This is a genomic window from Bacteroides ihuae, from assembly GCF_900104585.1.
In the GTDB taxonomy this organism is placed as follows: Bacteria; Bacteroidota; Bacteroidia; order Bacteroidales; family Bacteroidaceae; genus Bacteroides; species Bacteroides ihuae.
This window is the reverse complement of sequence record NZ_FNVX01000006.1, coordinates 196,499-210,771: the sequence shown is the minus strand read 5'-3', so window position 1 is coordinate 210,771 and position 14,273 is coordinate 196,499. Positions and strand designations below refer to the sequence as shown.

The 14,273-nt window shown below is 40.6% G+C and carries 10 protein-coding genes and 1 pseudogene; 7 read left to right on the top strand and 4 right to left on the bottom strand.

Features of this window, described 5'->3' with window-relative positions; all coding sequences use genetic code 11:
- Window positions 1-125: 125 nt before the first annotated feature.
- The 4 genes from BQ5338_RS11715 to BQ5338_RS11700 form a co-directional block, all read right to left on the bottom strand.
- On the bottom strand, window positions 126-740 hold the full coding sequence (locus BQ5338_RS11715; protein ID WP_071147038.1) for an L-threonylcarbamoyladenylate synthase: 615 nt from the start codon (window positions 738-740) through the stop codon (window positions 126-128).
- The gene (locus BQ5338_RS11710; RefSeq protein ID WP_071147840.1) at window positions 740-3,232 is read right to left on the bottom strand and encodes an AsmA family protein; all 2,493 of its coding nucleotides are present in this window, start codon (window positions 3,230-3,232) and stop codon (window positions 740-742) included. Before BQ5338_RS11710 ends, BQ5338_RS11715 begins: the two co-directional genes overlap by 1 nt.
- A 1,100-nt stretch (window positions 3,233-4,332) precedes the next feature.
- Window positions 4,333-6,342 (bottom strand): AAA family ATPase, encoded by a 2,010-nt coding sequence (locus BQ5338_RS11705; RefSeq protein WP_071147037.1) that lies wholly within the window; start codon window positions 6,340-6,342, stop codon window positions 4,333-4,335.
- A gap of 5 nt (window positions 6,343-6,347) precedes the next feature.
- Window positions 6,348-7,124 (bottom strand): Cof-type HAD-IIB family hydrolase, encoded by a 777-nt coding sequence (locus BQ5338_RS11700; protein ID WP_071147839.1) that lies wholly within the window; start codon window positions 7,122-7,124, stop codon window positions 6,348-6,350.
- 151 nt (window positions 7,125-7,275) lie between these two features.
- On the opposite strand from BQ5338_RS11700, the gene BQ5338_RS11695 reads away from it, so the two are divergent.
- The 7 genes and pseudogenes from BQ5338_RS11695 to BQ5338_RS11665 all read left to right on the top strand — a co-directional run.
- Complete coding sequence (locus BQ5338_RS11695) at window positions 7,276-8,445, top strand: MalY/PatB family protein (RefSeq protein WP_071147838.1); 1,170 nt, start codon at window positions 7,276-7,278, stop codon at window positions 8,443-8,445.
- Between the two features lie 19 nt (window positions 8,446-8,464).
- A complete protein-coding gene (locus BQ5338_RS11690; RefSeq protein ID WP_071147036.1) occupies window positions 8,465-9,697 on the top strand; it encodes a PLP-dependent transferase in 1,233 nt (410 codons plus the stop codon).
- A 171-nt stretch (window positions 9,698-9,868) separates the two neighbouring features.
- Window positions 9,869-10,834, top strand: a complete 966-nt coding sequence (locus tag BQ5338_RS11685; RefSeq protein WP_071147035.1) for an SPFH domain-containing protein — start codon at window positions 9,869-9,871, stop codon at window positions 10,832-10,834.
- A gap of 72 nt (window positions 10,835-10,906) precedes the next feature.
- A complete protein-coding gene (locus BQ5338_RS11680) occupies window positions 10,907-12,250 on the top strand; it encodes an alpha/beta hydrolase (RefSeq protein WP_071147837.1) in 1,344 nt (447 codons plus the stop codon).
- A 24-nt stretch (window positions 12,251-12,274) separates the two neighbouring features.
- Window positions 12,275-12,490, top strand: coding sequence for a type II toxin-antitoxin system antitoxin (locus tag BQ5338_RS11675; protein ID WP_071147034.1), 216 nt, complete (start codon window positions 12,275-12,277; stop codon window positions 12,488-12,490).
- Window positions 12,491-12,653: 163 nt separating this feature from the next.
- Entirely contained in the window at window positions 12,654-13,019 is a 366-nt protein-coding gene (locus tag BQ5338_RS11670; protein ID WP_071147033.1) for a BlaI/MecI/CopY family transcriptional regulator, read from the top strand.
- Between the two features lie 28 nt (window positions 13,020-13,047).
- A pseudogene (locus tag BQ5338_RS11665) lies at window positions 13,048-14,175 on the top strand (M56 family metallopeptidase); the annotation flags it as partial.
- Window positions 14,176-14,273: the final 98 nt, after the last annotated feature.

Below are 14,273 nucleotides of genomic sequence, written 5' to 3'. Positions count from 1 at the left end.
GCCCCACTTTTAGAAATTTTATTTCCTAAAAGTGGGGCTTCTTTTTTATACTTGCATTATTTCTTTCATCAAGTTTAATCGATACAATTTCTGGCTTGATCTTTGTTTCTCAGGAGATATATTTGCTAAAAATCTTTTAGCTCTCCTTTGCCTTGACGGGTAATCTTGGCTTCACCATCCACGCAGTTTACAATGGTAGAAGGTTCTATGCCACCAATACCACCATCTATAACCAAGTCGACCATGCTGCCAAATTTCTCATCTATCAGTTCAGGTGTAGTTAGATATTCTATGTCATCACCTTTATCATATGGTAGGGTTGTGGTCATTATGGGGGCATCTAGTAAACGGGCTATTTCGCTAGTAATGTGATTCTCTGGCATACGGATACCCACTTCCTTACGATTCTTAAATATTTTAGGTAGTTTACTACCTGTGCTCAATATGAAAGTAAACGCCCCCGGAAGATTGCGTTTCATCAGCTTAAAGGTATTGTTATCTAGTTTGGCATACTCGCTGATGCTGCTCAAATCGTAGCAAATGATGGAGAGATTGTTCTTTCGAGGGTCAATCTCTTTGATTCTGCAAATGCGTTCAATAGCACGCTCTTTCAATCCATGGCAACCGATGGCGTACATCGTGTCCGTAGGATAGATGATGAGACCTCCATCGTTGAGTATGTCTACAACTTGCTGTAAGTCTAGGAGGCTATTGTTCTTTTCATAAAGTTTCAAAAGCATTATTTAATCTTTTTCTTGAGGAAATCCAACACTTTTTCAGTGGCTTTCTCGGTTACTTTTTTCTTCAGCGAATCTGTATTGGCTGTTGTAGCCGAATCCAGTCCCAGCTTCTTCCCGATTGCTTTGACGGCTTCGCTTTTTGCTGATTCAGTAAGTTGAGCAGCCATGCTCTTGGTGTCAAGTGATACTTTTGGAGAAGTAAATGTTCCACGAATCTTCAAATCGACGGTTGACAGTTGAGTCAGTTTTCCTGCAGAAGCGGGTATTTTTACCTTGCCCGAATAGTCAATGGTTTGGTCTAATCCGGTGGTACCCGAGAGATTCATGTTATATTCACCCATCTTGATATCGAATGGTTTGGTAGCTACACGTCCATCTTTAATCGTAAAATCGATTGTTAAGTCTTTCACTTTTACTCCTTTTAACGAAGGTTTTTTTAATGCGCTCGCAATCAGATCGATTGTCTTGACGTCACTTAAGTTTAAGTCTTTTGTTGACAGAGTGCCCTCTCCTTGCATGGTGTTCAGTACGGGGCTCATGGTCTCATCCAGATCGGTAAGAATGCTCATGTTGCCTGAGAATGTTCCCTTTAGGTTCTCGAAGACCGGAGCCATTTTTTGCACCATATCAAGCTCTTTGTAGGCTTTTGCGAAGTTGATGTTGTTCATTCGGAAAATGCCATTCATTTTGGGCTTTTTCACATCTTGTGAAGAGTAATAGCCATTCATTACTACGGTGCCACCCATGGTGTTCATTGATAGATTTTTCATATCTATCTTTCCATCTTTTATAATCATTTTCCCAATCATGTTGTTAAAGATCATTTTGTCAAAAAGGACCTCTTTCATGTTGGCATCCATCTGAAAGTCAATATTTTTAGGAATTTCGAGGACTCCGCTCTCTGTCGTAGATGTGGTAGCAGTTGCAGTACTATCTGAAGTCATGAAATCGTTCAGATTGAAATGATTAGAGTGTATGTTGAGCGTACCTTTCAGAGTTTTATCCTTCAAGGCATAGCCCATATAGTTTTCAAAGCGGCTATCGGCTGTAATGTCATTCTTACCAATGTTTACAGTCGTTTCACTTAGTTGCAAGTATTTGGGTGTAAAGGTGAGAAGTGACTTTTTGATCTCTACATCAGGCATGTCCTTCATCTTCAACTTCATGTTTGCAAGTCCGATAGTTCCTGCGGCATTGAATTTATCATATTGTTCTTTTTCAGCATAAGAGAGACGTCCGGCCATTTGCATATTGGCTGTTACGGTTCCGTTTAGTTCCATGTTCTCCAACGGATAGACTTGTTTTATCATGCCTAAGTTGAGTGTTCCTTTCGCTTTAGCTTTGAAATCGGGATCGCTGACAGGCGTTTTCACACTAGCTGTTATACTGAATGGATTTCCGGCCAATCGGAAGCTGAATGGGCTAACCGTTATTTCTGTTAGATCAGCACTTCCTCCCGGATTCTTTACGTTAGCATGAATGTTGATTTGGTCTACTCCAGCCGGTAGCGACGGGTAGCGGAACATAGCATTCTTTACATCCAGTGTGGCGTCAAATTGCGGTAAAGTATCTCCTTGGTACGTACCTTTAGCATAAGCGGACAGTGTTGCTTTTCCATCTGTTTTTACGCTCTCGAACTCTTTGGCATAGATGGCGGGAATGAGTGATAATATCTCTTTAAAGCCTACTTCACTTGTGTTGAGTTTTAGATCCATATCAATGGCAGGATCCTTCATGGCTACCCATCCGTCAATACCGGCTTTGATCGCGTTTAAGCGAAATTCGCTCTCTTTGAATGTATACTTGCTATTTACCAAGTCGGCATCTATATCCATCTTGGTGTAGATGTTTGCTTTGCTAAGGAAAGGAATGGTACCCATTTTGAAGGTCATCTCCTTTGTTTCAGCTTCTACATTCAGCGTCGTGCGGTCGCTACCCAGATCTCCTGAGCAAGAAGCGTCTAATTTATTTATTTCTGCATACATACCTGCCTGGCGATCATCATAGATGATGCTTACATTGCTGGCCGTGAATTTTTTTAGTTGCATCTTGAAGGGAGACTCTGTTTCCGCAGTTGTTGTTTGCGTAGTGCTGTCGGCTTTCATTATGTCCCAGTTCACCTTGCCATCGGGCAATACGATAGCGTGTATTTGAGTATTCTCAATGGATATTTTAGATACATCATATCCACTATTACCCAATAGTGAGAACAGATTAATAACTGCCGTTACTTCACCGGCTTTAACCAAAGTATCGTTTTTAAATTCGTCGATCCCCTTGAGGTAGAAATCATTGAGGGTGATAGAAGCTTTAGGGAAGTTCTTAAATAAGCTAATATTCAGGCTCTCAAAATCGAACTGTGCATTCAGCATTTTGTTTCCCTCTGTTTTGACCATTTTTTCAATCTTCCCGCGGAAAGCGAAAGGTAGTAATAGCATCAGCAGCAAGATTGCTCCCAATGCGATGGCAGCTATTTTTAGCCCCTTCTTTATGTTCGTTTTCTTAATTTTCTGTTCCATAATAAAGTGTATTATATTACAAATGTACTTATTTTTTCTGAGATAACTACATACGTTGGGATGAAAAATGAGAGAGCCTTTATAAGTAAGGTGTGTTCACCTCCCATGAAAAAACACGTTTTACTCTCACTTTTCGGATTTTACTCTCACACTTTTCCTTAGTTCTCTTCTTTTATTGCTCAAACGGCTATTGATTGCTTCATTTTCTGACGGTGCTTTTGTTTTCTTCTGCGGAGAGTATCTCTCTTTCTCTGATAAAGAGCACGCTATAGTATTCTTCAGCACGGTACTATTATCGGTAAACGAAACGAGCTGTAAGTTTGTGAAACGGTAGAAGCTCTTCGCTCCACACGTGTTGTCTTTCCAGGGAAGTGTAGTTTCATTAGTTTTATGTGCTATAAAACTTTTGTTTTCACACCTGAAAACCAATCGTTTCAACGTGCTAAACCTTTTGTTTCAACGTACGAAAACTTTCGTTTCATCACTAGAAACGAAAACATTAATCTTTTTGACACATAGCAAGCCGAACGCATGGTATGCTATGACCGATCACGCCTTCCTCTTCTCCACCAACATAAAACTCATCCACGTGTATAGTGCCCTACTTCTCGCATCCATGCTACGATGGTGGCGATTTTACATTTATTAGTGTGCTCTAAGCGCCTATGCCTAAAGGGCAAATCAAGCAAGATAAAGCCAAAAGTGTGATAGTAAACACCCGAAAGTGAGAGTAAAACAGCCAAAAACGTGGTAGATATATTTTACTATCACACGCTGCATCGGCTTACAGCAAGCCGTTACAGCGATTTGTGTGATAGATGTGAGAGTAAAACACGTTTTTTCATGGGAGGAGAAAAGGAATGTATTCAAAGTGGAGGTGGAAGTGTCCCGCGAGGAATAAGATAGACCGGAGAAACCCGTCATAGAAGTCATGTGTCCATTAGAGTTTACGGAAGAGCCGGAGGGCGAATGTTGAGAGTTTCGCCAATATGATCCGCTTTATTGCAAGTCAGTTAAGAACGGGCTACCCACACGGTTCGTTATAGAGCCCAAAATGGAAGAATTGCCAGAACTTATTTCTTCTTTTTCTTTTTTAATTCCTCGGCTATTCTCCATTGTATGCTTGCCAAATCTTCTTTACCAACTTTGAGCAGGGCATCTCCAAATAATTCATGGGCAGCAGCGTGTTCAGGCTTTAGTGTGGTGGCTTTGTCGAGGTCGGCCAAGGCACCTTCTACATTTTCTGTTTTCAACCGTAGTTTTCCTCTGTTGTAGAATCCCTTAAATTCTATGGGTGAAAGTTTCACGGCCTTGTTAAAGCATTCTTCGGCTTCGCCGTATTGCAGTTCGTTGCTTAGGGTGATACCTTTTCGCACCCATACATCTACATAGTCGGGGTATAGCTCCAAAGCCTTGTCGTAATTGGCCATGGCAGCACGTACGTCATGCGCTTGCGTGATGCACTCATTTCCCATTTGGTAATATTCGCGGGCATACTTCTGTAAACTTTGCTTTTGAATAACCATTTGTTTTTTCAATGCCTTGTTTTCACACTTCAGTTGATTAATGATCCCTAGTTTTTTACGAATAAATCGTCGTACCACGGGTTTCTCTATGTCGTAGCGAGAATGTATAGCTTTAAAGAATTGTTCCAGAAACTCTTCAAAATTTCCGGCATCAAAAGCTTTGGTTGCTTCGACGTACTCTACATCGGCTTGAGCCTTCTTCAAGGCCTTCTCAATGGCAATACGGTTATTGAAACGTTCGGAGAAGCTCACTATCTCGGGGCGAACAAAAATGTCGGCTCTGCTGATTTGTTTCTTGAGTTGAATCCCTTCGAGTGAAGTACATCTACTAAGCGCTACGTATGCTTGTCCGCCGGCAAAAACACCTCCGGTGAAGTCTATGACTACACGGCTAAAAGTAAGTCCCTGACTTTTGTGTATGGTGATGGCCCAAGCCAAGCGGATGGGATATTGCACAAATACACCTAGTTCTTCTTCTTCTATCTGCCTTTTTTGTTCGTTGTATTTATATCGAATATTCCTCCACGAATCTTTCTTCACGTCGCATTCTTTGCCATCATCAGTTATAACATAAATAGTTCCTTCTTCATCTATGCCACTCACGGTTCCGATGGTTCCGTTTACCCAACGTCGTTCATAATCATTCTTTATAAAGATGATCTGTGCGCCAGGCTTTAGTATCAAATCTTTCTGCGTGGGCAAACTACTTTCGGGAAATTCTCCGGTTATTTCACCATGAAATACAATCGGGTCGCCCGGTAGTTCGGTTAGCTTTTTATCGTTGATAAAGTCTACGTTGTCTCTTCGCGTGGCCAAAGTGATGTACATATCTTCTTCAGAATGCTGTATGCTCGTTCCATAGCGTGTGTTGAGCAGTTGCAAGTCGGCTGCTCCGGCTGTGTTGGTGCGTATATGGTCGAGCACGTTTACAAATACCTTATCTGTTTGGCGGTACACTTTTTTCAGTTCAATGGATACGAGGTCTATTTCCGAGAAAACTTTGGCCGAGAAAAAATAAGGAGTGGGATAGAATCTGTTGATAATCTCCCGTTCGTCGCTTTTCACTACCGGTTCCAATTGAAAGACATCGCCCACCAGCAGAATTTGTTTGCCACCGAAAGGCTCGCGCAAATTGTGTGAATACACTCGTAAGATACGATCAATGGCATCAATAATATCCGCTCTTACCATCGAGATCTCATCGATGATAACCAACTCTATCTGCTCCAGTAACTTGCGATGCGGCTTGGCATACTTAAAGAAATCGTGTATTCGTCCCCGCTGCAAACTCATGTTTGGATCGTCTGCTAAAAGGGGGTAGAAAGGCAACTTGAAAAAGCTGTGCATGGTGCTTCCTCCTGCATTAATAGCTGCAATGCCTGTAGGAGCCAACACTACATGCTTTTTTTTGGTGTTTTGGCAGATGTGTTTCAGGAACGTAGATTTTCCTGTTCCCGCCTTCCCTGTCAAAAAGACGGATTGGCGGGTGTATTGTATCAGGTTGAGAGCATCCTGAAACTCCGGATTATCAGTATCTATCGTCGTCTTTTCTGCCATATTCCTTAAATAATACCGAAGTGTTTCAATGCATTCCAAATTCCGTCTTCGTCTACTGAATCCGTGACGTAGTCGGCCGATTCTTTCACTTGCTGTGTGGCATTGCCCATCGCTACTCCTATGCCGGCATGGCGCAGCATGCTGATATCGTTTCCTCCATCTCCAAACGACATGGTTTCTTCTAGTTTGATTCCGAAACGTTCTATTATTTTATCCATTCCCAACTGTTTGCTGTTGCCTTTACACACGATGTCCGTAAAAGTAGGATACCAGCGGCTCGATTCACAATGAGCCAAAAGAGGCAGATATTTCTGTTCTTGCTCCAGTGAGAAAAAAGGAGATAACTGAAAGACCTCTTCTTTAGTGGCTTCTTCAATGCTGATTACCGGAACCTGAGGGAATTTCAGTAGTCGTATGAATTCGTCAATCTGTGCATTAGGATTGCAAATAAACATTTGGTTTTCGCGAACGACCACACAAGGACAATCCTTCTCTGCTGAGAGTATGCGAAAGATAGTTTCTACATCTTGTTGTGGAATGGGACTTCTGTAAATAACCTCGTTATTTTCTCCATAACAATAACTACCATTCATGGTGATGTATCCATCGAAAAACAGATTACCCAAATTGTTGATTGCCACTCTGGGGCGTCCCGTAGAGATGAATATCTTGAGTCCTTTACTTCTTAATTCTGTTAATGCGTTAATGCTGGATTGCGGAATTGTATGAGTGTTGAAGCTTACAAGTGTCCCGTCAATATCGAAAAACAGGGCTTTTATCATAATTATAATTTTTTGTTTCATGCAAAAATACGAACTTACTAGCATAGATATGGTATTTTTCCTTTTTTTTAGCTTAAAAAGTGGGATTTACTTTTTATATAAATCGTACGAATCGTACCTTTGCAACTATAACGTAAAAAAGAAAAAGGAAATGATATATAACTTTGATGAAGTAGTAGACCGTTGCAACACAGACGCTCTGAAGTATGAAGCGCTTCAACCACGTTGGGGCAGAAAAGATCTGATTCCACTTTGGGTGGCTGATATGGACTTTCGTACACCGCCTTTCATTATAAAGGCATTGAGAGACAGACTCGATAATGAGGTTTTGGGATACACCATGAAACCTGAAAGTTGGTATTCTTCTATTATTGATTGGGTAGATAAGCGTTTTAATTGGAAAATATCGCGCGAGATGCTAACCCATACACCCGGGATCGTTCCGGGGTTGGCTATGGCTATTCAAAGTCTCACCGAAGTAGGGGATAAGGTAATGGTGCAGCCGCCGGTATATCATCCTTTTTTCTTGGTCACTCAGCATAATAACCGAGAAGTAATATACAATTCGCTTGTACTCGAAAACGGTCAATTCCGTATGGATATGGAACGTTTCAAAGAAGATGTTAAAGGATGCAAACTGTTTATTCTTTGCAATCCTCATAACCCGGGTGGAAGGGTGTGGACAAAAGAAGAACTGATTGAAGTGGCACGTATTTGTTACGACAATAATACTATTGTGATCTCTGATGAGATTCATGCGGATCTTACCTTATCCCCTTATATACATTGTCCTTTTGCTACTGTGTCTGAGGAGGCGAGAGTAAACTCTATCATTTTCATGTCACCTAGTAAAGCGTTCAATATGCCCGGGATCTCTAGCTCGTACTGCATCATAGAAAATGAAAAGATGCGAAGAAAATTTAGTTCTTATGTTAATGGCAGTGAACTGGGTGAAGGACATCTCTTCTCTTTCATCAGCGTGGCGGCGGCATATAGTAATGGTACGGAATGGCTCGACCAGGTGAAAACTTATATTCAGGGAAATATTGATTTCACAGATGAGTATTTCCGGAAAAATATACCAGCCATTAAAGTTATCCGTCCGCAGGCTTCTTATCTCATTTTTCTCGATTGTCGTGAATTGAAATTAGCTCAAAAAGATCTGGTGAACCTTTTTGTGGATGGTGCTCGTTTGGCACTCAACGATGGTACGATGTTTGGAAAAGAAGGAGCAGGCTTCATGAGACTGAATGCCGCCTGTCCACGGAGTGTGTTGAAACAAGCTCTCGATCAATTGCAATCTGCATGCCACAATTATTAGGATATAAAATAAAGAAGAAATGAAGGAAAAAAGTTTTGAGACGCAAGTGCTGCATACTCCTTTTGACAAAGAAGATGCGTATGGTTCTCTCTCTATGCCTGTATATAATACGGCAGCTTATGAATTTGATACGGCAGAGGCTATGGAAGCGGCTTTTTGCGGACGCACTGCCGATCATGCTTATTCGCGTATCACTAATCCTACCGTGCAATATTTCGAAAGAAAGATACAGGCAGTGACAGGAGCTATGAGCGTAACTGCTCTCAATTCAGGAATGGCAGCCATTAGTAATACTTTCATTGCAATAGCTCAGTCTGGCGCTAATGTGGTGACGTCTGCCCATCTTTTTGGGAATACGTATTCTTTCCTGAAAAATACTCTTGCTGCTTTTGGTGTTGAAGCTCGTTGTTGTGACCTGACTAATATTGAAGAGGTAAGGGCACAGGTAGACGAACGTACTTGTGCCATTTTTTTGGAAGTTATTACCAATCCTCAACTTGAAGTGGCCGATTTGAGAGCACTTGCGGCTGTTGCCCGTGAGAAAGGTGTTCCATTGGTGGCTGATACTACGGTGATTCCTTTTCATGTGTTTTCTGCCAAAGATTGTGGTGTGGATATTGAGATAGTGTCAAGCACAAAATATCTTTCGGGCGGAGCAACGAGTATTGGTGGATTGATTGTTGATTATGGTACTTTCGACTGGAGTCGTTCGGAGAAACTTGCTGCAATGAGTCGTGAATTTGGCGCAACTACTTTTACCACCAAACTGCGTAAGGAAATTCATCGTAACCTTGGCGCTTATATGACTCCACAAGTAGCCTATATGCAAACATTGGGGTTGGAGACTGTGGCGGTTCGTTTTGAACGTCAGGCTAGTACATGCCTCGAACTAGCGAAGAGTTTGGAGAAACTTTCCGGGGTGGAGTCAGTGAATTATACCGGTCTGGAGAGTAGTCCTTATTACGTACTGAGCACCGAACAGTTTGGTCCTATTCCGGGTGCCATGCTTACTTTTGATCTGGTATCTCGTGAGGCTTGCTTTCGCTTCATGAATAAGCTTCGATTGATTCGTCGGGCAACCAATTTGTTCGATAACAAATCTCTGGCTATTCATCCTGCCAGTACTATTTATGGCTCGTTCACTGCCGAACAACGTAAAAGTATGGATGTGAGTGATAAAACGATTCGTCTCTCCGTTGGTCTGGAAAGTCTGGATGATTTACTGGAGGATATAGTACAAGCGTTGCAATAATCGAAAAATAGATTTATCGTCCTTTTACTTAATCCCGATAACTGTTTACTTATAAGCAGTTGTCGGGATTATTGCGTTTAAATAATGTTAATTATGGGCGTTGCTATTGCTAATTGATGGAATTACTTTATATATTTGTGATATCATAATGATATTAATAAATTATAATCTATGGAAGCGAAAGAAACATCTTTTAATGGTTTGAAAATGAATGGATTTTCAATGCTATTCATTTCTATTTTACTGCTTATTTTGAGTGTAGTATCGTTCTTTATGTTCGATTTGTTTGGAGAGATCTCCATTGCATTTGGTATTGCGGGTATTGTCCTTTTTATTTTTCTGATATGTGGTTTTATCTCCCTTGAACCTAATGAAGCTAGGGCAATGGTTTTCTTTGGGAAGTATCAAGGAACTTTTAAAGAAACCGGATTTTTTTGGGTAAATCCTTTTTTGAATAAAAAGAAACTCTCTTTGCGTGCTCGTAATCTGGATGTAGAACCTATAAAGGTGAATGATAAGATTGGTAATCCTGTTTTGATTGGTCTGGTTTTGGTTTGGAAATTGAAGGATACATATAAAGCTATGTTTGAGATTGATTCGCAGACTATGGCTATGAGCAATGATACAGGTAAGAATGGGACTCAAGCCAATGCAGCTAATTCGGTAGCAAATAGAATGAATGCTTTCGAGAATTTTGTAAAGATACAAAGTGATGCTGCACTTAGGCAAGTGGCTGGACAGTATGCATACGATGGTAATGATGGCGATGCAGAGGATCTGACCTTACGCTCAGGCGGTGATGAAATTAATGATCAGTTGGAGCAAAAGCTAAATGAACGTTTGGCTATGGCGGGTATGGAGGTTGTAGAAGCAAGACTGAATTATCTGGCTTATGCACCTGAAATTGCCGCTGTAATGCTTCGTCGCCAGCAAGCTTCGGCTATAATTGCTGCGCGTGAGAAAATAGTAGAAGGAGCTGTTTCGATGGTGAAAATGGCTCTTAATAAGCTTTCAGAAGAACAAGTAGTGGAGCTGGACGAGGAGAAGAAAGCAGCCATGGTTAGTAATCTGCTTGTTGTACTTTGTGCCGATGAGGCAGCACAGCCGGTTATAAATACGGGTACATTAAATCATTAAAGAAATAGGCTAATGCTAGGAGGATATGGACCTTGTTCATGCTAATAAGAATAACTTTATTTTTGAATGATTATGATGAGATTTCAGTTTATTAAGCTCGCAATTCTGATTGCAATGCTTTTGTGGGGAGCTCTGAAAACCTGTGCTCAAGAGAATGAGATTTGTGCCCGTAAATTACTTGATTTTATTGTAGCCGGGCAGGGAGATAGCGTCTGTATACATCTTAGCGATGATGCGCGTGCTAAAGTTTCTCCTGCTATGTTTACTGAAGTCTTTGCTCAGCTTGAAAAACAGTTTGGCAAGTATCACTCCAAGGGCGAATGGAAGAAGGATACATCTGCCGGACAGGTTCTTTATTACTGTGATGTGCAATTTGAACGCTATGCTTTGAGGTTTCTGACAGCCTTTGAACCCGATGGAAAGGCAAATACCATTCGTTTTATGCCCATACCTGCTACACCAGCTACTGTAGCGCCTATTTCATCAAACAAAGATTATTTAGAAGAATCAGCTATTGAAATTGTATCTGGAAGTTATAGGCTTCCGGGTACATTGAGCCTTCCTAAGAATATGGATAAAGCGCCTGTGGTCATTCTTGTACATGGATCCGGGCCTCTTGATCGGGATGAAACCATCGGACCGAACAAGCCTTTTCGTGATCTGGCGTGGGGGCTATCCGAGCAAGGTATTGCTGTTGTTCGCTATGATAAGCGAACATACGTATATGGAACTAAATGGATGCCCGCAGGTAAGGAGGGGACTTACGATGATGAAACAGTAGACGATGCTTTGGCTGCGATTGAATGGGTGAAGAAGAATCCTTCTTTGGATGCAAAGCGGATCTACGTTGTGGGACATAGTTTAGGTGGTATGCTTGCTCCACGAATTGCTCAACGAGCAAAGGTCTTGAGAGGAATTGTTCTCCTTTCAGGTAATGCTCGTCCCTTGGAAGATTTAATCCTAGAGCAGGTCACTTCTATCTCTTCGTTGACAGATTCTTCAGAAGTGGCAAAAATGCAGATTGAGCTTATAAGATCTCAGGTAGCTAATGTAAAGAAACTTGGCACGGATAATTATGATACTAAAGTAGGTCTACCTTTTAATCTCAGTACTACTTATTGGCAATTTGCGAAAGACTACAAACAAGTGAAAACGGCTGTTAAGCTCACTCTTCCCATTCTGATTCTTCAAGGTGAACGAGATTATCAAGTTACTATGGAAGATTTTAAAGCATGGAATGCCGGGCTCAGCCATCATGAAAATGTATCATTTAAATCTTATCCGAAATTGAATCATCTCTATCAGGAAGGAAATGGTAAATCAACTCCTTCTGAATATGCCTTGGCAATTCCTGTTGCCAAGTATGTTGTGGAGGATATTGCCAATTGGATAAAAACGGGGAAAGTGAACGAATGATAAGAAGTAAAAGAAAAGCATAGAATGGCTAAAAAAGAATCTTCAACCAAGAATTTTGTGTTGCGTGTAGATGCGGTTACGATGGATGCTCTCGAAAAATGGGCTTCCGATGAATTTCGTAGCACTAATGGCCAACTTCAATGGATTATTACTGAGGCCCTTAAAAAAAATGGTCGGTTAAAAAAGAACCAAAATACAAAAACTAGCGAAGAGCAAAAGATAGAAACGACTGATAAATAGCGGAGAGCAGATAATGCTTTCTTATATCTCGGTGATAAATACTCATCTTAATAGCTTATAATTAGTTATTTGCATTCAAACTAAAACCTTTAGTTCTATTTAACTATGAATATTAGTTGTAGAACTAAATAATATAGTTATTTGCAAAAACAAGAAAAATAGGATGAGAGGATTAACAAGTAAAGAAGAAGAAATCATGGGCTTTTTTTGGAAGAAAGGGCCTTTGTTTGTGAAAGATATGCTGGCTTTTTATGACGAACCTAAACCTCATTTCAATACACTCTCTACCATTGTTCGTGGGTTGGAGGAAAAAGGTTTCTTATTGCACAATGTTTTTGGCAACACCTATCAATATTATGTCGCCGTGAGCGAAGAAGAGTTTCGTAAAGGAACACTTAAAAATGTGATAAGTAAGTATTTTGGAAATTCCTATTTAAGTGTGGTTTCTTCATTGGTGAAAGAGGAAGACATTTCTCTTGATGATTTAAAACAGCTCATCACTGAAGTAGAAAAGGCTCATAAGAAATGAGTTAGCGCCTTAAATCAAAATCAACGCTATGGGAACTTTTTTTGTCTACATATTGAAGTCGGCCATTTGTATGGCATTGTTTTATCTGTTTTATCGATTATTGTTGAGTAAGGAAACCTTTTACCGCTTTAATCGTGTTTCTCTTCTTTTCATGTTGATACTGTCGTTATTGCTTCCTCTTATTGCTGTAACGGTTGCGGCAGAAAATGAAGTGCAACAAACATTGTTGATTTTGCAACAAATTCTTATGATGGCTGACAAGGTAAATGTTGTATCTTACTCGCAAAGAACACATATAACATGGGCTCACGTTGTTTTAATGATTTATCTGGCGGGAGTTTTGTTCTTTGCGTGTCGCAATATCTATTCATTAATTCGTTTGTTCGCTTTGGTGAAAAGTAGTAGACGGGTGAAACAAGAGAAAGGGATTACTTTGCTGGTACATGAGCAAGAAATTGCCCCTTTTAGTTGGATGAATTACATCTTTATATCTGAAAAAGAGTTAGGTGAGGAAAGTAGTCAGGAAATCTTAATTCACGAACTAGCTCATATCCACAACCGTCATTCGTTGGACCTGTTAGTGGCTGAGGTCTGTGTGTTTATTCAATGGTTCAACCCTGCTGCATGGCTTATCAAACAAGAGTTACAGAATATACATGAGTATGAAGCGGATGAAACGGTTATTAATCAAGGCATCGATGCAAAAAAATATCAATTATTATTAATTAAAAAAGCTGTCGGCACAAGGCTCTACTCTATGGCCAACAGCTTTAATCACAGTAAACTTAAAAAACGTATCACTATGATGTTAAAAGAAAAATCCAATCCGTGGGCACGGTTAAAATGCCTGTATGTTCTGCCGGTAGCGGCTATTGCTATTACTGCTTTTGCTCGTCCTGAAATCTCTAATGAGCTGAAAGAAATTTCCGGTGTCAAAGTTAGTGATTTGACTTCAATTGTTGAAGCGAAACCAGTGAAAAATACTCATCCAGAAATAGACTTGAAGCTTCAGCAGGTAAAAAAGGCTGTGTCCGATGTATCAACAACCTCCTCTAGAACAGATGATACACTGAAGGTAGAACCTCTGGTGGTAATCGGTTTTAAATCAACACCTGCAGCAGTGTCGAAGCCATTAATCTTTGTTGATGGTGAAGAGGTTTCTACTGCCGTTGCGGGAGCTATCAACCCGCAAAACATAGCTTCTATAGATGTACTTAAAGGGAAGAGTGCTACAGATAAATATGGCGATAAGGG

Coding starts and splice junctions, on each gene's coding strand:
- BQ5338_RS11715 (WP_071147038.1), bottom strand. CDS start 740: ATGCTTTTGAAACTTTATGAAAAGAACAATAGCCTCCTAGACTTACAG.
- BQ5338_RS11705 (WP_071147037.1), bottom strand. CDS start 6,342: ATGGCAGAAAAGACGACGATAGATACTGATAATCCGGAGTTTCAGGAT.
- BQ5338_RS11700 (WP_071147839.1), bottom strand. CDS start 7,124: ATGATAAAAGCCCTGTTTTTCGATATTGACGGGACACTTGTAAGCTTC.
- BQ5338_RS11695 (WP_071147838.1), top strand. CDS start 7,276: ATGATATATAACTTTGATGAAGTAGTAGACCGTTGCAACACAGACGCT.
- BQ5338_RS11690 (WP_071147036.1), top strand. CDS start 8,465: ATGAAGGAAAAAAGTTTTGAGACGCAAGTGCTGCATACTCCTTTTGAC.
- BQ5338_RS11685 (WP_071147035.1), top strand. CDS start 9,869: ATGGAAGCGAAAGAAACATCTTTTAATGGTTTGAAAATGAATGGATTT.
- BQ5338_RS11680 (WP_071147837.1), top strand. CDS start 10,907: ATGATGAGATTTCAGTTTATTAAGCTCGCAATTCTGATTGCAATGCTT.
- BQ5338_RS11675 (WP_071147034.1), top strand. CDS start 12,275: ATGGCTAAAAAAGAATCTTCAACCAAGAATTTTGTGTTGCGTGTAGAT.
- BQ5338_RS11670 (WP_071147033.1), top strand. CDS start 12,654: ATGAGAGGATTAACAAGTAAAGAAGAAGAAATCATGGGCTTTTTTTGG.